At 34.2% G+C, this 21,354-nt stretch carries 14 protein-coding genes and 2 pseudogenes; 7 read left to right on the top strand and 9 right to left on the bottom strand.

Annotated features, from left to right (window positions below; genetic code table 11):
• Positions 1–108: 108 nt before the first annotated feature.
• The 7 genes and pseudogenes from AD60_RS03875 to AD60_RS03845 all read left to right on the top strand — a co-directional run bounded on the left by AD60_RS03875 (position 109) and on the right by AD60_RS03845 (position 7,994).
• Positions 109–1,203 carry a Gfo/Idh/MocA family protein gene (locus AD60_RS03875; protein WP_103927384.1) on the top strand — a complete coding sequence of 365 codons (1,095 nt, stop codon included), beginning with the start codon at positions 109–111 and terminating at the stop codon, positions 1,201–1,203.
• A gap of 144 nt (positions 1,204–1,347) precedes the next feature.
• A complete protein-coding gene (locus tag AD60_RS03870; RefSeq protein WP_103927383.1) occupies positions 1,348–2,493 on the top strand; it encodes a Gfo/Idh/MocA family protein in 1,146 nt (381 codons plus the stop codon).
• Positions 2,494–3,075: 582 nt separating this feature from the next.
• Positions 3,076–3,315 (top strand): annotated as a pseudogene (locus AD60_RS03865) (hypothetical protein); the annotation flags it as partial.
• A 4-nt stretch (positions 3,316–3,319) separates the two neighbouring features.
• Positions 3,320–3,472: a hypothetical protein gene (locus AD60_RS10160; protein WP_158248372.1), complete on the top strand. Its 153-nt coding sequence runs from the start codon at positions 3,320–3,322 to the stop codon at positions 3,470–3,472.
• Positions 3,473–3,778: 306 nt separating this feature from the next.
• Positions 3,779–4,288, top strand: a complete 510-nt coding sequence (locus AD60_RS03860) for an NAD(P)H-dependent oxidoreductase subunit E (protein ID WP_103927382.1) — start codon at positions 3,779–3,781, stop codon at positions 4,286–4,288.
• A gap of 14 nt (positions 4,289–4,302) precedes the next feature.
• Positions 4,303–6,148, top strand: a pseudogene (locus AD60_RS03850) (NADH-ubiquinone oxidoreductase-F iron-sulfur binding region domain-containing protein).
• 109 nt (positions 6,149–6,257) lie between these two features.
• The gene (locus AD60_RS03845) at positions 6,258–7,994 is read left to right on the top strand and encodes an NADH-dependent [FeFe] hydrogenase, group A6 (protein ID WP_103927379.1); all 1,737 of its coding nucleotides are present in this window, start codon (positions 6,258–6,260) and stop codon (positions 7,992–7,994) included.
• A 37-nt stretch (positions 7,995–8,031) separates the two neighbouring features.
• Here AD60_RS03845 and AD60_RS03840 read toward each other — a convergent pair whose 3' ends face one another.
• From AD60_RS03840 to AD60_RS03800, 9 genes are all read right to left on the bottom strand, one after another.
• Complete coding sequence (locus AD60_RS03840) at positions 8,032–11,097, bottom strand: alpha-mannosidase (protein ID WP_103927378.1); 3,066 nt, start codon at positions 11,095–11,097, stop codon at positions 8,032–8,034.
• A 47-nt stretch (positions 11,098–11,144) separates the two neighbouring features.
• Complete coding sequence (locus tag AD60_RS03835) at positions 11,145–11,936, bottom strand: alpha/beta hydrolase family protein (protein ID WP_103927377.1); 792 nt, start codon at positions 11,934–11,936, stop codon at positions 11,145–11,147.
• A gap of 146 nt (positions 11,937–12,082) precedes the next feature.
• Positions 12,083–12,985 carry an ROK family protein gene (locus AD60_RS03830; protein WP_103927376.1) on the bottom strand — a complete coding sequence of 301 codons (903 nt, stop codon included), beginning with the start codon at positions 12,983–12,985 and terminating at the stop codon, positions 12,083–12,085.
• A gap of 25 nt (positions 12,986–13,010) precedes the next feature.
• A complete protein-coding gene (locus AD60_RS03825) occupies positions 13,011–14,777 on the bottom strand; it encodes a class I mannose-6-phosphate isomerase (RefSeq protein WP_103927375.1) in 1,767 nt (588 codons plus the stop codon).
• 12 nt (positions 14,778–14,789) lie between these two features.
• Positions 14,790–15,983, bottom strand: coding sequence for a DUF4185 domain-containing protein (locus AD60_RS03820; RefSeq protein ID WP_103927374.1), 1,194 nt, complete (start codon positions 15,981–15,983; stop codon positions 14,790–14,792).
• A gap of 36 nt (positions 15,984–16,019) precedes the next feature.
• On the bottom strand, positions 16,020–18,203 hold the full coding sequence (locus AD60_RS03815) for a hypothetical protein (protein ID WP_103927373.1): 2,184 nt from the start codon (positions 18,201–18,203) through the stop codon (positions 16,020–16,022).
• Positions 18,203–19,045, bottom strand: coding sequence for a carbohydrate ABC transporter permease (locus AD60_RS03810; RefSeq protein ID WP_103927372.1), 843 nt, complete (start codon positions 19,043–19,045; stop codon positions 18,203–18,205). The genes AD60_RS03815 and AD60_RS03810 overlap by 1 nt, the downstream gene beginning before the upstream one ends.
• Before the next feature lie 12 nt (positions 19,046–19,057).
• Positions 19,058–19,948, bottom strand: a complete 891-nt coding sequence (locus AD60_RS03805; protein ID WP_103927371.1) for a carbohydrate ABC transporter permease — start codon at positions 19,946–19,948, stop codon at positions 19,058–19,060.
• Positions 19,949–20,070: 122 nt separating this feature from the next.
• On the bottom strand, positions 20,071–21,336 hold the full coding sequence (locus AD60_RS03800) for an ABC transporter substrate-binding protein (protein ID WP_103927370.1): 1,266 nt from the start codon (positions 21,334–21,336) through the stop codon (positions 20,071–20,073).
• Between the last annotated feature and the right edge of the window lie 18 nt (positions 21,337–21,354).

Below are 21,354 nucleotides of genomic sequence, written 5' to 3'. Positions count from 1 at the left end.
AAAAAACAGACTAAATTTGCCGTATTTAAATTATACCATATTTTTTTTTAAAGAAAAAACATTTATGTTAAAATATATTAAAAAGAAATCTTTTTATGGAGGTGTATTATGTCAAAAAATATAACCTACGGAATGGTTGGTGGATCCATAGATTCTATGATAGGCGAAGCACACAGAAATGCAATATTATCAGATGGAAGAGCCATAATAGTTAGTGGGTGTTTTTCAAGGGATTATGAAAAAACATTAAAAACAGGCAAAAAATGGGGCATAAAGAAAGATAGATTGTATGAAAATTACTTGGAAATGGCCGAAGAGGAGAGTAAAAAGAAAAATAAAATTGATTTTGTAGTTATTGCGACTCCGAATGCTTCCCATTATGAAATAGCTAAAACCTTCTTAGAAAAAGGTATAAACGTTGTCTGTGATAAACCCCTCACAACAACAATAAAAGAAGCAGAAGAGTTAAAACAGTTAGCAGATGATAACGATCTTTTGTTGTGTGTGACATATTCATATGTGGGGTATCCGGTGATTCCGTTAGCTAGGAACAAAATAGAAAAAGGTGAGTTGGGTGAAATAAGGTTTGTTAACGTACAATATATTCAGGGATGGCTCGCTAAAAAGATCGAAGATGAAAACAAACAAGCCCAATGGAGATTGGATCCAAACCAAAGTGGTTTGGCCAATACTACCGTCGACATAGGCAGTCATGTGGAAAACATGGTTTCTTATCTTATTGGAAAAGAAATCGATAGTTTATGTGCTCGACTCGATACTTTTGTTGAATCTAGAAAATTAGAAGACAACTCCACTGTGATGATAAATTTTAAAGATAAAAGTAAAGGATTACTTTTCATGTCTCAAATTGCCATTGGAGAGAACAACAATTTCAACATTTCTGTGTATGGTTCAGAAGCTACACTGAAATGGAGTTTTAAGCAGGCAAACAAATTAACAATTTTGCATGAAGACCACGAAGAAGAGATAATTCAAAATGTTGATGAAATTCCTGGAACAAACATAGGTTTCAAAAATACTTATTCCACATTTATTACCGATTTAGTAAGTAAAAAGAACGGTGAAATTATAACCAACGACAATGCCCATTTCCAAAGTGTAAACGCGGGATTAAGAGGGATGAGGTTTATTGAAAAATGTGTAGAAAGTTCAAAAAATGGAGGCATTTGGGTAGAATTTTAAAATCAAACTCAATACCCATCCGGGCGGTCTGCTGAGTAAAGCCCTGCTCCTTTATCCTTATGGGTGGGGAGCGGGGGAAGGGCGCTAAAGAAGGGTTAGAGATGCTAAAGAAAATAAAAACTCAAATAAGAGGAGGGGTAAAATATGTCCAAAAGATTGACTTACGGAATGGTAGGTGGAAGTAAAGACTCTCAAATAGGTATAGTTCACAGAAAAGCTATAAATCTTCATGGGAAGGCAGAATTAGTCTGTGGAAGTTTTTCAAGAAACTTCAAAAACACTTTGACAACAGGAAAAGAGTTAAAAATAGAAGAAAAAAGATTGTACAGAAATTATGAAGAAATGGCTGAGGAAGAGTCTAAAAGGCCCGATAAAATAGATTTTGTATCCATAGTTACACCCAACAGTTCACATTATGAAGTGGCAAAAAAATTTTTAGAATCTGGAATAAATGTGATGTGTGAAAAACCATTAACCGTAACTCTAAAAGAAGCTGAAGAACTAAAACAGTTAGCAAGAAAAAACAACCTACTTTTTGCTGTTGCTTACTCCTATACAGGTTATTCTATGTTAAGATATGCACGGGAGTTGATTAAAAGAGGGGAAATAGGCGAGGTTAGATTTATCAATGGTCGATACATAAGTGAGTGGATGGCAAAGGTTCCCTTTGCCGGAAAAAATTCTCGCCATGAATGGAGATCAGATCCAAAAGTTTCAGGTTTATCCAACTGCGTTGCAGATATCGGAGTACATGTTGATAACGTGGTTTCTTTCCTAACAGGGTTAAAGATAAAGACCTTAATTGCCAGAATGGACAAGTTTGTAGAGCCAGGTAGGTTAGATGATAATGCAACTATACTTATAAATTACGATAATGGGGCAGAAGGAATATACTGGACGTCTCAAATTGTTGTGGGACATGAAAATACTTTGGATATCGGTATATATGGGACAAAGGGATCTATAGAATGGTCACAAGAACATGCAAATTACTTGAAGATCTCAAAAGTGAATCATCCTTTTATAACCTTATCAAGAGGTAGCGAAAAGGTTGATGATTTTATTAAAAATGATTATGTGACTCCCGGTGGACATCAGGAAGGTTATGTTGAAGCCTTTGCAAGGGTATACGATAAGTTTATAAACGCTATTACAAAAAAGAAAAAAGGAGAACTTTTAGAACAAAGAGACTTAGATTTCCCCACTGTAGAAGACGGAGTAAAAGGTATGCGATTTATAGAAAAATGTATAGAAAGTACAGAAAGAGGTGTTAGTTGGGTAGAATTTTAAAAATAAATTATATGAACTTTTCTTGTAAATAGTTTTTACGAAAGAAACCTTGAGTTTTGCCAAATCCAATAATAATGCCATTTTAATAGTTTTCAAAGATTTTGTTCCCCTAAAAAGGAATAATTAATCTGATTATTGTAGTAGGCGAGGCAGTAGCCATTATAATCATAAGAGAACAGCTAAAATAATAGGGAGTTTTTTTGCACTAGGGAGTTACTTCTTTGGTAATTCATATTAATTTGAGTGTAAAAAAATAAGTTACAATTTTTATATCCTCCCCGCGTGGGATGGATGATAAGGATGCTATTTTATGATACATGAAAGCCCTTTAGCAAAAGTCAAAACAGCTGTTTGAAATTGATAAGGTCAATGGTTCATAAAAAAGGGAAAAATATTATAACTAGGTTTAGCTTAATTTGGTACCAAAGTAGCAAATCCGAGGAGGTAATAGATATGAATAGTAATAATAACCACCGAGGCCATGACGATTCCAGACACGACTCCAACGGCCATGATCACGGTGGAATGATTGCTGATTTTCAGAAGCGCTTCTGGGTTTCTCTCGTTCTGACGATCCCGATCCTTGCCCTGTCGCGTGCCACTTACAGAAAAATGGTCCAAAATCTCCTCTGGGCTACAGGATACAATGCCATCGCCCTAACACTTGCAGCTGGAGTCGGATACGTTTGGGGCATTCTGCTCTCACCCGCAATCGGCGCTGCTTTCATGTCACTCAGTACCATCATCGTTGCGATCAACGCAAAGCTACTCGAGCGTGCCCGGAAGCTGGTACCGGGGGCGACGAAGGACGTTGTAAAATAGGTTATTGTCAGTGGTCTTATGGATAGAGCATATATACTTTGAACAAATCAGAAGAAACAATCGTTCACTTGAATATTTCTACGATGCAAAGTACATAGTTACAAAATTTAATTCTAATAAAACAGTACAAGAACAATTTAACGGAAGAAAAGAATAGGTGGGAGATTTCTTGTACTAATTTAAATAAATTTTTTATATTTTATTAAATTACCAAAAAGATAAAAATGGTATAATTAATCAGAAACCTAATTAGTGAAATTTTTAACTTTTATTCTTCTGTGTTTGGATAGAGTTTTCTCTTTCCTTATGCGTAGGCCACTGGATTTAAGGTACCGAAGGTCCTTTCCTAATGGAGGAGCGAGGCAAAGGGTAAAGCTTCTTCATCCTTATGGGGGGGGAGTGGGGCAAAGGGGAGCTATATGTATTATGTATGATAAAATCTATTATACGAGGAGGAAAATGAATGGAAGAACTTCTTCAGAGCAAATTAAAAGATGTTGAAACTTATCTTAATTCACTCGATTTGACGGACAAAACCGAAGTAGAAAAAAGAAGTTTTCTGATTGAAGTTTTGCATAAAGTTCAAGAAAATCTAGGATATATCCCAGATGAAGTGCAAAAATTAGTGGCAAAAAAACTGAAGATCCCTTCTTCTCAAGTTTATGGTGTTGTAACCTTTTATAATTTTTTCTCCACAAAACCTAAAGGTAAGTATCCTATAAGCGTATGTTTGGGAACAGCTTGTTACGTGGGAAGAGCAAATGAAATCTTAGATGAATTCAAAAAGATTTTAAATGTTGAAGAAGAAGAGGTAACCGATGATGGATTATTTTCCATTCATCCGGTTAGGTGTTTAGGTGCTTGTGGTTTGGCACCGGTGGTAAAAATAGGGGAAAAAGTATATGGGAGACTTAAAAGAAACGATGTAAGAAAAATAATTAGAGAGTATAGAGCCAAAGAGAAAAATAGTTAATAGGAGGTTTTTCCATGCCTAAATTAAATAGTTTAGAGCAATTAGAATCGTTGATAAATGAACTCAAAGAAAAAGAAAATAAGAATAAAATTGTATTAAAAGTTGCTTTGGGGACTTGTGGTATCTCAGCAGGAGCTGATGAAACTTATGAAGAGCTTCTAAAAGAGATACAAGAAGAAAAATTAGAAAATATTGAAGTTATTAAGACAGGATGTTTAGGATACTGTTATGCTGAGCCAACAGTAGAAGTTAACGAACCTGGCAAAAAACCAGTTTTGTATGGTAACGTTACGAAATCGAATGTAAAAAATCTAGTAAAAACCCATTTAGTGGAAGGAAAAATCGCAGAAGAATTAATGATAGAGGAAACCCACAAAAAAGCAATTTGAGGGAGGTAAAACGATGCCTGAACAAGTAAGAATCGTTTTAAGAAACGCTGGAAATATTGATCCTGAAAACATTGAAGATTATTTAAAAAATAACGGTTATTTAGCCCTAGCAAAAGCGCTTAACTCAAAAAGAGAAGAGGTAGTTCAAACAGTATTAGACTCAAATTTGAGAGGTAGAGGTGGAGGTGGGTTTCCAACCGGTTTGAAATGGAAATTCGCTATGCAAGCTAAAGGAGACCAAAAATACGTAATATGTAATGCTGATGAAGGCGATCCAGGTGCATTCATGGATAGATCAGTATTAGAGGGTGATCCCCACTCTGTGTTAGAAGGTATGGCTATAGCTGGGTACGCAATTGGTGCTCAAAAAGGGATTATTTACATAAGAGCAGAGTATCCTTTGGCTGTTGCTAGGTTAAAAGTTGCTATTTCACAAGCTAAAAAGTATGGATTGCTGGGAGAAAATATTTTAGGGAGTAATTTTTCATTTGATATAGAGATCAGACTGGGAGCTGGGGCTTTTGTTTGTGGTGAAGAGACCGCTTTGATTCATTCGATAGAAGGTCTTCGTGGTGAGCCAACCAACAAACCACCTTTTCCTGCAAATAGTGGTTTGTGGAAAAAACCGACCGTGATAAACAACGTTGAAACACTTGCAAATATAGCTCCTATAATACTCAATGGAGCTGATTGGTTCAAACAATACGGAACAGAAAATTCTCCAGGTACGAAAGTGTTTGCACTTGCAGGAGACGTTAAAAAAGTGGGTCTCGTTGAAGTTCCAATGGGGACAACTTTGAGAGAGATAATCTTTGATATAGGTGGAGGGATCAAAGGGGATAAAAAGTTCAAAGCGGTTCAAACGGGAGGCCCTTCTGGAGGATGTATTCCCGAAGAATATTTGGATACCCCCATAGACTACGATAGCCTTCAAGCACTAGGTTCGATGATGGGTTCTGGTGGAATGATTGTTATGGATGAAGATACTTGTATGGTTGATGTTGCAAAATTCTATCTTCAATTTACAGTTGATGAATCATGCGGTAAATGCACTACATGCCGTGTAGGAAACGTAAGACTTTTAGAGATATTGGAAAAAATAACATCTGGGAACGCTAAACTGGAAGATCTCGATCATATGTTAACTTTGGCTAATGTCGTAAAAAATGGTTCTTTATGTGGTTTAGGACAAACTGCTCCAAATCCGATACTATCTACTTATAGGTATTTTGAGGATGAATATAAAGAACATATATTGGACAGAAACTGTCGAGCTGGTGTATGTAAGAATTTAATAAGGTACGAAATAATTCCAGAAAATTGTACAGGTTGTACCGCCTGTGCAAGGGTATGTCCTACTGAAGCGATACAAGGTGAATTGAGAAAACCTCATATAATTGAACAAGAAAAGTGTATAAAATGCGGGTCTTGTTACTCAACATGCAGGTTTAATGCAATAAGAATAGTATAAATAAAATATAAAACCCCTTCATCTGAATTAGTGTGGAGTGGGTTGAAGGAGCGTTAAATCAAGTTTTTAAAGACGATTAAAATTTTTGGTTAGGAGGGAAAAATAATAAATGCCTAAAGTATATATAAATGATCATGAATTTGAAGCTTCCGAAAAAGATACCGTTTTAACGGCTGTTCAAAAATTTGGGGGTTATATACCAACACTTTGTTATATGAACTTAAAGGATATTAATATCGAAAATAAGCCTTCTTCTTGTAGAGTATGTATGGTTGAAATAGAAGGTAGAAGAACTTTAGCCCCAGCTTGTACAACGCCCGTATTTGAAGGAATGAAAATAAAAACACATTCGAGGATGGCAGTAGAAGCTCGAAGAACCGCTGTTCAGTTGTTGTTATCCGATCATCCACAAGATTGTCTAAAATGTCCAAAAAATGGTGATTGCGAACTACAAAAAATTGCTGCTGAACTGCACGTTGTGAACAATCCTTACTTTGGGAAGACATCTAATTATGTTCAAGATATGTCTGCAGCAATAATTAGGGATCCTAACAAATGTATTATGTGCAGAAGATGTGAAACTATGTGTAACGATTTTCAAACGGTTGGTGTTCTCTCAGCAATAGACAGAGGTTTTGACGCCGTTGTCAAACCTTCTTTTGACTTGCCATTAGAAGAAACAACTTGTACATTCTGTGGACAATGCGTGGCTGTCTGTCCTACAGGGGCTCTAGTTGAAAGATCTTACATAGACGAAGTATGGAAAGAATTGGAAAATGAGGAGAAGCACGTTGTAGTTCAAACCGCTCCTGCGGTAAGAGTGGCATTAGCAGAAGAATTCGGCTACGAGCCTGGAACTATCTCTACCGGCAAGATGGTTGGTGCTTTAAAACTAATGGGTTTTGATAAAGTATTTGATACCAATTTTGGAGCAGATTTAACCATAATGGAGGAAGCTACAGAGTTCAAAGAAAGGTTAGAAAATGGTGGTTTTTTACCCATGTTGACTTCTTGTTGTCCAGGGTGGGTTAAATTTATCGAACATCAATTCCCTGACTTGCTCGAGATGCCTTCTTCTGCGAAGTCTCCTCAACAGATGTTTGGGGCGATTGCAAAGAGTTACTATGCACAAAAAAATAATATTGATCCAAAAAATATAACCGTTGTATCTATAATGCCTTGTTTAGCCAAAAAGTACGAAGCAGCTAGAGAAGAAATAAACGCATCACCCGAATACAGGGATGTTGATTATGTATTGACCACCAGAGAACTGGCAAAAATGATCAAAGAAGCAGGAATTAATTTCAAGGCTGTCCCAGAAAGGGAGTACGACAGTCCTTTAGGAGAATCCACAGGCGCTGCGGCTATCTTTGGTAGAACGGGAGGAGTTGCAGAGGCAGCTTTAAGAACCGCTTATGAATGGATAACCGGGAATGAACTAAAAGAAGTAGAATTTGAGCAGCTTCATGGGTATGAGTCTTTAAGAGTTGCAGAAGTTGAAATTGATGGGAAAAAATTAAGAGTTGGAGTTACTTATGGCTTAGGTAACGCACGAAAGCTTTTGGAAGACGTTCAATCGGGAAAGATAGAATTACATTTAATAGAAATTATGGCTTGTCCAGGAGGTTGTGTTGGAGGCGGTGGCCAACCATATCATCATGGTGATTTCAACGTGATTAAAAAGAGAATAGATGCTTTGAATGTTGTTGACAAATCAAAGATAATTCGAAAGTCCCATGAAAATCCATCAATTGTTAGACTATACAACGAATATTTAGGAAGGCCGGGAAGCGAAAAATCACATCAATTGTTGCATACTCATTATATGGAAAGAGAATGGCTTTAATAAACTAAAGGCGGAGAAAATCCGCCTTTAACTTAAATTAAAGCCACACTTTAAAGGTTTTTATTTCGTATGGTGTTATATTGAATAGAATTTTATTATCTTTAAATGCCATTTCTTTTTCCTCTTCTTCAATTAAATTACATTCAACCGCTTTTTTTATACTTTTGAAAAATTCTATTTCAACTTCCTTTTTTCTGCTGCCTTTATCTTCGAACAGTCTAACAAGTACAGAGTAGTCATCTTCTGCTTTTTTTATGGTTTCAATTACCACATCAGGATCATTAACCTTGATAAAGAAGAAATTATCAGGGAAACTTCCTTCTTCGTTTTTTTCTATCTTTTTAACTATAATAGGATAATTCAATTTGTAGGCTTCTTGTATTACTTGTGAATCTCTCCATGTTCCAGTGTGTGGTAAAAGAGAGTAAACGAATATATGTTCCGTTCTATCAGCGGTTTCATCGGGTTCGATTGGGGATCTTAGAAGAGTAAGTCTCATAACGTTTTCTTTAATATCGTACCCATGTTTACAATCGTTTAGTAGGGAAACTCCATAGTTGGCTTCTGAAAGATCTGCCCACTTCTGTGCAGGGACTTCAAATTTTGCTATATCCCAACTTGTATTGTTGGTTGTACTTCTTTCTATGTTTCCAAATTGTATGTTGTAGGTAGCTTTTGTGCTCCTTATATTAACAGGAAAAGCTGTTTTTAGTAAAACTTGTCTCTCTTTCCAATCAACTTGCGTATCAAAATCGATCCTTCTTGTGTGGTTGTATACGATGATCTTTTGTTCAATAATGGAGTCATAAAACCTCCAAGAAAATTTTAAAACACCTTTTAAAGGGCTTTCTTCTTCTACTTTCACTTCGATTAAATCCGTAACTTCTTTCATCTTTTCGTTGAAATATGGAGAAATGTCCCATGCGTCAAAAAAGTAAGGTTTATCTTCGAATGTTTGAAGTACATTTCCTAATTTGCCTTCTTCCAATACTTCCCTTTTATTTTCTTTATCGTATAACCTTCTAATCTGTCCCTTTTTGTTGAATTCAATTATATAGTATCTGTTTTCAATGTAATCTTCTTTCACAATCATTTTTTCATCAATTTGTCTTTGCTCCAAATTGGATACCTTAATACTTTTATAACCAAAAGAGGGTATTTCCCTAACCAACGTTTTTTTACCGTTTTCTAACTCTACAATTTCGTCCCTTTCAAAGGAAGTGGTGTTGAATAATACCAAACTGTCTTCTTGGCTTTTTATTTCCTGTGAAATCATAGAAATAGCTCTTTCAATCTCTTTGTTAGCTATCCCATTTATCTTTTCAAAATCTTTTCTTGCATCTTGATAAACCTCTCTTATTGAGGTACCTGGTAAGATATCGTGGAATTGGTTTAATAATAACAGTTCCCAACCTTCGGTCAAGGAATTTTTAGGATATTCAAAATCTTTTAATAACTTCAAAACCATAGAATTTAAAAATTCTGCGTTATGGTACAATACTTCTAATTTTCTGTTTTCCCTTTTCACAAAGGCTTGTGAAGTATACGTACCTCGATGTAGTTCAAAGTACAACTCATCATCCCAAACTGGGACATTTTTATCTCTTATTCTTTCTTCCAATCTCTCAAAGTAGTCTTCTACTCTTCCCATCTCCACTTGGGGTAATCCTGGGATTTCTTTTATTGCTCGATAATTTTCTAACATTTCATATGTTGGGCCTCCTCCCCCATCTCCCCAACCGAAGACAAGAAGTAATTCATCATTTATATCTTTTTGTTTGTAGTTATCCCATATCCCTTTTATCGTGAAAGGCTCCACCATACCGTTGTATGTATAAAAGTAATTGTTTTTATCTGGAGTCGTAATAAAGTGAGATAAAAGTTTAGTACCGTCGATACCTTTCCACCAAAATGTATCGTAAGGGAATTTGTTGATTTCATTCCAGCTAATTTTGGTTGTAGCGAAATATTTCATTCCACTTTTCTTTATTATCTGAGGAAGGGCATAAGTGTAACCAAATGCATCGGGCAACCATACAACGTTAGAATCAATTCCGAACTCTTCTTTTAAGAACCTTTTCCCAAATAGTATCTGTCTTATCAAAAACTCACCTGGAGATATGTTAGAATCCGACTCTATCCACATACCACCGGTTGCTTCCCATCTGCCTTCTTTTATTCTTTCCTTTACTTTTTCATACAACTCAGGGTAATCATTTTTTAACAACTTGTACAATGCCGGAGAAGAGTGCATAAATATATATTCTGGATACTCTTGCATTAGGTTGAGGACCGTCGAAAAGGTTCTTTGTGCTTTTTCTCTTGTGTGTAAAACTGTCCAAAGCCATGCCATATCTATATGAGAATGGCCTGTCAAAACAACTTTTGGAGAATCCATTTTAAAATTTCTCAGTTTTTTCAATTCTTCTTGCAAAAAATTATAGCTGTCTTTTATTGATTCATAGTATTCTTTGGATCGAGGCTTTGTAAAATTAATTCTTTTGTAAGACTCATTTAGAATGTTGAACAATTTTACTTTTACAATATCATTTTCACCGAGTTGATCAATAGTCTCAAGAATATTCTTTGCCAGGAAATAGTACTTTTGTGAATATTTTTCTATTTTGTAAAGTTCCAAACCGGAAAACGTATAATTTAATTCTCCTCGCAAACCAGTCCATGACCTTAAGTATACGTTCAAAACATTTCCTTGAAAAACCTTTGGCGATATTATAGCCTCTTTATGGTATTTATCTATACCTTGAACGAATTGACCATTTACAAAGAGTAAAGACTCAGGATAATCAGGGATAACGTCCAGATCACCGTCTTTTTCCAAAAAAACCTTTAAAAAAAGCGGTTCTTCAATATTCTCAGGTAACTTGATATTTTTTCTAAACCAAAATACCTTATCGTACCCTCCCCACCTTTCCTCTTTTACTATCTTTTTCCAGTCTATTGAATCGTTGAATTCAGGCTTAAATCTTCTTTCTTTGTCTTCAAAGTATTCCATTTGTGGAATTTGGATAACGCTTAGATTTTGTAAGTTTTTAACTTCTCTTAATCCATTTTCTAACTTTTTCTTGGTTATGTTTTCTAACATGTTTTATTTTGACCTCCTAGATAGCGATCCAATTGATGATAAAACAGCTAGTATAATTCAATAATTTTTGTGAAAAATTTTAATACTTCTTTAATTTCTTCTTTCCAAAATTTCCAATTATGATTACCTTCTTTAATATGAAGTTCCGAAGGAAGTTTTTTCATTTGTAACTGATGATGTAGGTCACATGCTCCCGAGTAAAGTCCTAAGAAATCATCATATCCGCAAGAAAGATATGTAGGTATATTCACTCCGCTTTGCTTAAGAGAGTCAATGTAATTAAAAATGTTTTCTTTTTCCCAATTTTCTGAAGTAAAAGGCCAATTATCATTTCGAAAAGTGTCAATTCTTTCCTTAGGTGGAATTTGTCGCGTAATCACACCACTTAAGCTCCCAACAGCATAAAATTTCGTGGGGTATTTATAAGCAATTTTTAATGCACCATAACCCCCCATTGATAAACCACAAATGAACCTATTTTCCCTTTCGGAGCTAACTTCATATCTATCTTCTATATAATTTGCTAAATCATTAACTATGGCGCTTTCATACTTGTTATATTCGGAAGAATCTATATACCAGCTATTTCCTGCATCTGGCATCACTACGACGAATGGAGGAATCTCCTGTTTATAAATCATATAATTTAGAGTTTGATCGATTCGACCTTTTTGAATCCAATTCAGTTCATTACCATTATAACCATGCAGCAAATACACAAGTGGAAATTTTCTAAAATCAGATTCATAATTAGAAGGAAGATAAATAGAATATTTCATGTACCTTCTCAATGATTCACTATAGAATACAAGCGATTCATGAACAAATCCTTTTTCCATTTTTATCACCTTTATATAATAAATTTAATAAATTTTAAAATTTAACTTTTCATAACTACATTTCAAGATTTTACATTTTAAATTAAATAGTATTTTTTAAGTATAATATTTGAAGAAGATTAAGTTTGAGTATAACTCTTATTCTATTATTTTAAGTAGGTAGAAAAAACAAGTTTTGCTGCACCATATAGGGAACTTAACTCAATAAAATTTGCAACTTCCACTCTAACTTCGAAAGGTAGGGCTCTTAATTCCTGAATTAAAGCTACTTCGAACAGGGGAAAGGATTTTGATATTTGACCTCCCAAGACTATACAATCAGGCTTGAATTTTGTTGCAATAGGCTTCAAAACCTTCCCCAGAGTTTTTCCCAATTCCTCAAAAACCTGCTTAGCCGTTTTATCTCCATTTGAAGCAAGAGCTGCTATTTCTTCAACGGTGCAAATCGAACTATCCTTTTTCAATTGCTTAAATCGAGAAGTGATTCCCCTTGCTGAAATAAAGTCTTCTACGATCCCATTTTTGAATTTCATTCCCCCTATCCAACCTTTTGGCGGAGTAATCTTACTGTCTACTATAATTTTTCCATTCATCATAAACGCAGATCCTAACCCTGTACCTAACGTAATCCCTATCACTCTGTTAAAATTCTTTGCTGCTCCTATCCATTTTTCCCCCCTCAAAAATAAAGAAGCATCAGAATCGAATATGATATTTTCAACTCCTATTTTTTTGCCGATTTCTTCTTTTAATTTTACTCCATATAGGGAATGATATTTATTTAGTTTTGGAGGAATATATAGTATTCCCTTTTCATAATCCGCTGGTCCAGGTATTCCAATCCCAAGGCCGACTATATCTAAAGATAAATCTAATGCTTTTCTTATTTCCAAGTTCAATAAATTTACTATATTATTTATTATTGTCTCTTTTGAACATTTGGACTTCGAAGGTTTTTTATTAAAACTTCCTTCTAAAATCTCTCCTTTATCGTTAACAATTGCTGATTTTAAGTAAGTCCCTCCCATATCAAAAGTTACAGCGTACACTTTATCATCCTCCAACTAAGATTAATTATTTTGTTAAAGTTACTTTTATAACTGTGCAGCTTTCATCACTTTCTAAAACATAATTTCCCAGTGTAGCAGGGATAATTATGGTTCTTAAATTCTGGAGAGTTGTCATACCCAAAACCTTATTTTTTGGTTTGATGAATAGTTTCTCCCCCTTTATTAATGTTAATACTTGGAAATTTCCGTTGGTATTATCCTCCCATCTTTCTTTAAAATCAACCCTACGAACTTCAAAAATCATATCATTTCTCTTGCCTAATAAGTATTCAGCTGAATCATCGCACTTGTCAATCATTATAGGTTGAGGCTTTAAGTTACTTGGCTCTTTGTTTATTTGTAATTTTGAATATAACATTCTAAATGCATGTTCAAGATGAATTTCCCTAAGATTCCCGTTTAGATCAGGTCTTAGATAGTCGTAGACATGAAATGTATAACCATAACTTGTCCCTATTTCTAGACAAACTTGATCTTTTCCCAACGCGTGTATCGTTCCAGAAGGGATTAAAAAGAGATCCCCAGCTTTGCTTGAAAAAGCATTAACATATTTTTCATATTCTAAAACAACTTTCATATCTTTGGATTTTAGAGCTTCCTCATAAAACTTTTTTAAGTCTGTATCTTTCTTTAGTCCTAAAAAAACTTTTGAAGAATTTTTGGTTTCAACAATATAATAGGCTTCTTGTTGTCCAACATTTTCTGAAAAAAACTTTTTTACGTAAGAATCATCTGGATGAACTTGAATTGCCATATTTCCTCCATTGTAACTATCATCGTAATGAACTCTGATTGGGAAAAAATATTTATATTTTTTAAAAGCTTTTTCACCCATAATGGTCTTTGGGTTCGATGCCAAAAAAGAATCAAAGGGAATTTCAAATGTATCTCCTTCAAAATTGACTAATAAACTCATATCAGAAGTAACGGCTTCAAAAGTCCAAGCTAAATTATTAAAATTAATAGGCAGACCTCTCTTCCCCCTCATCCAATCTCCACCCCATGGGCTTTGTATGTATAAAGGCTTGAGTTTGAAAGGTCGTTGAGCTAATTCTAACATTAGATGTTTAAAGCATAACTTTGGTAAAATTTTCAGGTTATTATTATTTTCTATATAAAAATCCATTTTCTTTAACAGTGTTCTTCTATGTTCATTAAAAATAGGAATAAGTATATATCTTGTTAACTTAAATGTTTGAATTGACATTCCAACATCAGCTACTCCATTTTCAGTAGAAACATTTTCGGGGATGAACCAAAGTTTTTCTTCTTTGAGATAATTTAAAAGGTTTTCATGGGTTACATCGGAATAAAATATTAGATCATACTCATTATTCATATAATTGTTAACTGAACCACAACCATAAACTATGATAACCTCTTTATTTGTTTTATTAATAGTCTTTTTAATAATTTCTATTTTTTCTTCATTTAGTAAATCTTCTAATTTCCCTTTAAACATTTTGCCAAAATGAGGATCAAAACTTATAAATGGTTGTATAATATCCCATATATTGTTAGGATCCTTATAAAAGTAACGGCTATCTATCAACTTAACTTGAATGTCTTGATTTTCTAAAAGCTCTTTGATTTTAAAAATCATCTCCCAATTTGCCCCAATATATCCATCAAAAGCCAATATTGGATATTTCATTTTTGTCATAAATCTTTGGATTATTAGTTCGACTATTTCCTCTGTTTTTTTCAGTGTTGGGTCTAAAACTAAATTTGTTTTGGGAATCGTATTAATATCATGTCTTGAATAATTCAATTTCCTCACCTCTTATTTGAATTCTATCTGAGCTAATTCTGGCCAGTATCTCTGATGGCTTACAAATGTGAAGTAGATTATTTTACCATCATTTTCACTAAATTCGGGATGTTCCTTTCCAGCATAGCAAATGTCCAAAGGGCACGATTTCTTAGGCTTATAAATTGTAATAGGATCGCTCCATGGGCCTTCTGGGTTGTCTGAGACTCTCAGATGAATTTCTTCCACGGCTCCTTCAGAAACAAAACCTTTTGAATCCGTTTTTCCTGCATATGAATAAATTGTAATGTATTTTTCTAAATAAGAATTGAAAGATACTGAAAGTTCGTTAGCGTTCCCATCAAAAAGTATTTTCAAATTTTCAGGGGCTTTACTCCAGCCATCATTTGAATAGTACTCATACTTGCTTATGTCTTCAATACCATCGATTTGTACACGGGATAGATAAACACCATGAATCAATTCATGATTTTTCTTTTCCACTTTACTTCCATAAATATAGACATATCCGTTGATGGGATTATTTAATACTGCAGTGCCAAAGGCAGGTATTGAATCATTTTTCCCGTCGCTTTCACAATTCCACCAAATATAAGGATATTCACAATAATTAGATAAATCTTTAGGTGGACAAGGATAAACAGATGGTTTTATTCTTTTAAAAGTTACGTAAGGGTAATTAGATTTTGCTAATCCTACTCCGTATAAATTAATATCTAATTGTTGCTCTTTTTTAGAAATGTCAAAAAAGCCGCAGTCTACAAAAATGTAAAATATATAGAGTTTTTTATTGATCATAATACCATCCATTGGCCAAATTGGTCTGTATCTTTTTCCTCTGTTGGGAGCTAAAGCCGTTGATATTATTTTGTCTGCTTTACCCTTTTTTTCTATATATATAGGATTTGTAGTTAAAAGTTCCTCTCCATTTCTTGTATTAGTAAAACAACCAGTATTGGCAATCATTTCTATGTTGTTGCTTGCCCAGTTGCTTGCCAACCATACATCTATCAATTCTTTTTTCGGATCGTATTCCTTCAGCTCAGGGCCTAGTAAAGTATCTCCAAAAGTCCAAAAAGATCTTCCATCTTCTAAAGGTATTGAATAAGCACCGTCATGACCTAAAACTTTTGATTTATTACTTTTAAAAATTTTCCCCAAATATGTTACGTTCTTTATTCTTACTTGGTTAGTTGGATTATTCACTTAAAACAACTCCTTTTTGTCTTATTGTTTTAAAAATTATTTTAAAATAATTGGTGGTTTATAAAAATTTTCAACTCCAAAGTCGTCTATTTTATCCCCTGTATAAAAGAAAAAAGAGTATTTTAGAATATTAGTACTTCCTGGTTCAACTTCTCCAAGGGGGGTAATCCCTAAATCTTTCGTGGCTGCTTCATCATAATGTCTTAATAGAAGGCAATCGATGTAACCACTTTTTTCATTATAACCAAATAAGAAAGTTTGCCTGGTTCCAAGGGTCACAGTATAATCCTTCGTTTCTACGGCAACTAAATCTTGAATAGAAACTTGTTCTGGTCTTAACGCTGGAAATTGGTAAAGATCTTTCACCATAGAAGCTGGACCATTATACACAAAAGTACCTGCCTGAGTTAAAGGGATTTTTAAGTAAAAATTTATCGAGTGCTTATCGTAACGAACATAAGGAATCTTATTTATATCAAAATAATAATTAAAGAGAAAATTTTTTTCATTTTTAGGTAAAATAATTTCAAGTTTTGTTATAGGTGAATCTGTGAATTCTGCTATCATAACGTTCTTTTGGGGGTATTCTATGGTCTTAACGGAATCGATTACTAATTCTTCTCTTTCATGGTTTTGAGTAGAATTTGTGAAACTATATTCAATTATTCCCCCATTATTAACTACACAAGTGTTTAATTCTTTATCGAATACGTTAAAACTTCCATCTGAGTTCAATTTTATTGTGTAAAAATTGTTTTCTATAATTGAGCCTTCTGTTTTCTTCGTTTCATAAGTAGTAGGAATTCGGCTTATAATATTGATTTCTGAAATACCTTTGGGTAATTTTACGTATACTTCGTAACCCTGAGCAACTTGTTCCCATGGATTGATAGAGTCTAATGAATAAGGATAAGCAACATATTCTTCACCTTTTAGCCCGATTACAACTCTACTATTTGGGTCCCATTCACCTAGTTCAAATCTTAACAATGTTTCTTTTTCAGAATTTCCAGGATTAAATACATAGATTTTGTTAGATTCTGGTTCTTTTGGTGTTAGTTCATTAATTATATTTAGAACGGTATTATAGGCTGTGAAAGCATAATCAACCACCGTTTTATTAAAAATGTAATTTTGTTCTAAAGTATAATTTCCTGGCCAACCCGCTCCTGGAGCGGCAGTATGTTCAGAATATAATAAAATATTTTTTATTGCAATATCATACAAAGGATTATTTTGGTTTATAAGGTCTAAAGAAACTATTTCCTGTAGAATTTCTTGGCTCCATCTAATGAGGGATGATGAAAAGGGGCCACCGCTTTTTACACTTTCCCAAAAACCTGACCAATCACCTTTATAAGTTGGAATAACACTTTGGTATCTTTCTTCCATGTATTCAAAAAAAGAGGTAGGTGTTGAAAATACAATTTCAAGCTCAGAAAATTTAGAAGCTCCATGAAGATTTAGATAACTAACCAAACCTGGTTCTATTCCTCCATTATCTTTTGCTAGTAAAATAGCCACTGCATCGTAGGGATAACCTTCCTTTTCTAATCTTTTTGCATAACTTTCTATTGAGGAAATACTTTTGAAGTTGACTCCCTCCATATAACTTGCCTTAGTTACCCAAGTAAGGATTTTCTTACCGTTTGGGCCTTGCCAATAAAAAATATTTACGGGTGTAGGAAGTTGGAGAACTTGAGCATATTTATCGTTTATTCCAGTCATAAAGTAAGAGATGTTATTTTCGAAAAGAATATCTGGTAAATCTTGTGTATATCCTGGAACATCGTTCATAATTGCAGTGGCTACTGTGAAATGATTTTTTTCTGCGAATTTTTTGGAATTCTTAAATGTCTCTGATAGTGAGAGATAGTTCATAAAACCTGTATGCATGGAAGCGTAAGCACCTCCTATTTCCATACGACCTTCTTTAATATATTGAACTAATTTTTGTACTTTCGAGGATTGTGGAGAAGTTTCTAACCATTGTTGTAATTGCCAAAAAGTTTCGATGGTAAAGGAAAAATCCGGAAAAATATCCATTATTTCTATTAGGTTATCCACCATCTCTACATATTCCTTAGAGACTTCTTCTTGAGTACCAGTGAAGCCGATATCCAAATGACTAAAAGGGATTATAAATACTTTATCAATTCTCCCAAAAGTATAGGTTATAGAAAGAATAATGATTGTTATAATTAGAATCTTTTTTTTCATTATTTACCACTCCCGCTTAAAGCGAAACCGCTTGTTATCCTTTTTTGAAATACAAAATATAAAATTATTAAAGGAAGAGCCGAAAGAGTTGAAGCTGCCATCAATAAGTTCCAAGTGGTCGTATATTGCTGTTGGAAACTCCTTAGTCCTACCGCAAGAGTCCATTTTGCTGGATCTTGTAAATAAAGTAAAGGCCCAAAGAAGTCATTCCACGTAAAAAGTAAAGTAAAGATTGAAACAGTCAACAACACTGGCGTTGATAGAGGGAGCACAATTTGAGAATAAATCCTAAATTCTGATGCTCCATCAATTCTAGCTGCCTCTAATAATTCATCAGGTATTGAAATGAAGAATTGTCTCAATAAGAAAATATTGAAAGCACCTCCTCCGCAAAATGCCGGGACTATCAAGGGAAGATATGTATTTACCCAGCCCAATTCTGAAAATAAAAGATAAGTAGGTATGATTAAAATTTGTGCAGGTATAAACATCGTTGCTATAGTTATATAAAATAATTGATCTCTACCCTTCCAATGTAGTTTTGAAAAACTGTATGCAACAAGTGAAGCGCTAAATAAGGTTCCTGCAACGTTTAAAATAGATAATAGTAAAGTATTTGAAAAGTATCTAAAGAAGGGGAAGGCCTTCACAGCTTCCAGATAGTTTTTCCATTGAATCGGTTTTGGAAACCACTGAATAGGAACAGACATCACCTGCGATTCGGGTTTCAATGATGTTGAAATCATCCAAAAAAGAGGAATCAAGAATATTACACTAAAAAATATTAGTATAGCATAAAGCAGAATTTTTCTTATCAGTCTCATTCTTTTCTGACTTTTCATATTAACAACCCCTTAAAGTTGAGTTTGCCTTTGATATATCTTGAACAATAATATAGTCAATGGGACTAAAATCAAAAACATTATAACTGAAATTGCAGATGCGTATCCCATTCTGACATCTTTAAAAGCAAGTTGATATATCAATAAATTTACAAATGTTGTTGATTTTAATGGCCCTCCTCCTGTCATCACATAGGCTTCGGTAAAAACTTGGGATGCACCGATAAGGCCAGTAACAAAATTGAAAAAAATAATGGGTCTTAACATTGGTACCGTAATTTTCCAAAACAATTGTATCTTGTTTGCCCCATCCAACTCCGCAGCTTCATACAGCTCTGTAGGGATACCTTGAAGACCGGCTAGAAAAATCACAATGATACCACCTATTCCCCATAGACTCATTAATACAAGAGCGGGCTTAGACCAAATCGGGGAATTTAACCAAAGTGGCCCATCTATTCCAAAAATGCTTAAAACTTGGTTTATTAAACCACTTCTAGGATTAAATAACATCATCCAAAGGAACATTACTGGGACTGCAGGTAAAACTACAGGAAGGAAAAATATTGTTCTGAAGATACCCATAAATTTAGCAGCATTATTCAATAAAACTGCAAAGATTAAACCAAGCAAAACTTTTAAAAAAACCGATCCAAACATATAATAGAAAGTATTTCCCAAGGCTTTCCAAAATGTGGGATCTAAAGTAAAAAGTATTTTATAATTTGTAAAACCTATCCAATTAGGAGGATTGACCATATCATAAGTGGTGAAACTTAAGAAAAATGAAGCGATTATCGGTCCTATTATGAAAACGCTAAGTCCAATAATCCATGGGGTGGCGAATAAATAACCTATAGAACTTTTTTTCTTCCAAAAAGATCTTTTTGTTTTTTTAAGCATTTTTTTCAGTACCTCCAGAACGTTATAATAAAAACAATTTTTATTAATACTCGAATCAGGTGCCAACAGCACCTAATTCGAGTATTTTGAATAAAAGTCTAAAGATCTTTTCTCAATAGGTTCTAATGTGTGAATTTATATCTTTCTATTTCAGCTTCTACCCGTTTTTGAAGATCGTCAAGTGCTTTTTGAGGGGAGGATTTACCGTATAACACCATATCAATGGCAGTTTGTAAATCCTCATACCAAAGTGGATATTCTAATATAAAGGGTCTAAATTTACTGATTTCTAAAGTTTCAACAGATATTTTCCATAGTTCCTTTTCCATTAAATCTGGAGATGTTGCCGCTCTTTGGTTCCCTACAAGGGACGAAACGTTCTTTGCAAAAAGATATTGAGGATATTCACTGAGTAAATAAAGAGCAAATTCAGCTGCGGCATCTTTATTGGGACTTCTAGAAGATACTTCAATAGAAAATCCATTGGACCAACTTGTAGGTTTAACGGGATAAGGTAATTGAAAGATTCCATAGTTGAGATCAGGGGCATAAGTTTCTATTTGACTGAAAAAGGTGTTATTCTGGATGACCATTCCAAGTTTACCATTTATGAATGCATCATTTAAACCAAGAGGATATGTTGCATTGAATTCCTGAATTTTTTCAAAACCTAAACTATCAATCATTTCTTTCCATTCCTCAAGTGATTTTACAACAATAGTACTATTCAGCTTAAGATTTCCCTCTTCGTCTAAAAAAGATCCATCGTTTCCCCATACATACATCCAGAAATAGGATTGTGCATATAGTGGATTAAAACCGAGAACCTCATAATCACCTTGGGGGGTAGTTTTTGTGATCTTATCTGCCATTTCCCACACTTCTTCCCATGATTGGGGAGGGCGGTCGGGGTCAAGCCCAGCTTCGGCGAACAAATCTTTGTTATAATACATAAATCTAACATCTGTTTCAAACGGTAGAGCGTACAAGCCATCTTCCCATTTACACATATTTAAAGGTGTTTCAAAGAAAGTATCTTCAAGATCTATTCCCGCTTTTTCAATATAAGGGCTTAAATCCAACAACACTCCGGTAGAAGCTCTCATTGGAACATTTCCAAGGTCATTTAAAAAAACTTCAGGTTCTTGCTTCGCTGCTATGCTTATACGAAGTTTATCCCAATAATCCCAAAAGGATATGCCCAACGATTCTACTTTTATTACTCCTTCATGGCTTTCATTGAATTCTGCAACTATTTGATTAATCGTTTCCTGGGATACACCTGCATCGTATACATGCCAGAATCTTATAACAACTGGTTCCCCAAAGAATGAAATGCTCAACGCCAACAAAAAGAAAATTACCAAACAGTTCCTACCTAATTTCATAAATATCTCCTCCTTTTA

Source organism: Petrotoga sp. SL27 (assembly GCF_002924605.1).
GTDB classification, from domain to species: domain Bacteria; phylum Thermotogota; class Thermotogae; order Petrotogales; family Petrotogaceae; genus Petrotoga; species Petrotoga sibirica.
This window is presented reverse-complemented; position numbering and strand designations above follow the sequence as displayed.

What these genes read in the sequence shown, in the direction of transcription:
- AD60_RS03875 (WP_103927384.1), top strand. Translation starts at nt 109, where the DNA reads ATGTCAAAAAATATAACCTACGGAATGGTTGGTGGATCCATAGATTCT.
- AD60_RS03870 (WP_103927383.1), top strand. Translation starts at nt 1,348, where the DNA reads ATGTCCAAAAGATTGACTTACGGAATGGTAGGTGGAAGTAAAGACTCT.
- AD60_RS03860 (WP_103927382.1), top strand. Translation starts at nt 3,779, where the DNA reads ATGGAAGAACTTCTTCAGAGCAAATTAAAAGATGTTGAAACTTATCTT.
- AD60_RS03845 (WP_103927379.1), top strand. Translation starts at nt 6,258, where the DNA reads ATGCCTAAAGTATATATAAATGATCATGAATTTGAAGCTTCCGAAAAA.
- AD60_RS03840 (WP_103927378.1), bottom strand. Translation starts at nt 11,097, where the DNA reads ATGTTAGAAAACATAACCAAGAAAAAGTTAGAAAATGGATTAAGAGAA.
- AD60_RS03835 (WP_103927377.1), bottom strand. Translation starts at nt 11,936, where the DNA reads ATGGAAAAAGGATTTGTTCATGAATCGCTTGTATTCTATAGTGAATCA.
- AD60_RS03815 (WP_103927373.1), bottom strand. Translation starts at nt 18,203, where the DNA reads ATGAAAAAAAAGATTCTAATTATAACAATCATTATTCTTTCTATAACC.
- AD60_RS03810 (WP_103927372.1), bottom strand. Translation starts at nt 19,045, where the DNA reads ATGAAAAGTCAGAAAAGAATGAGACTGATAAGAAAAATTCTGCTTTAT.
- AD60_RS03805 (WP_103927371.1), bottom strand. Translation starts at nt 19,948, where the DNA reads ATGCTTAAAAAAACAAAAAGATCTTTTTGGAAGAAAAAAAGTTCTATA.
- AD60_RS03800 (WP_103927370.1), bottom strand. Translation starts at nt 21,336, where the DNA reads ATGAAATTAGGTAGGAACTGTTTGGTAATTTTCTTTTTGTTGGCGTTG.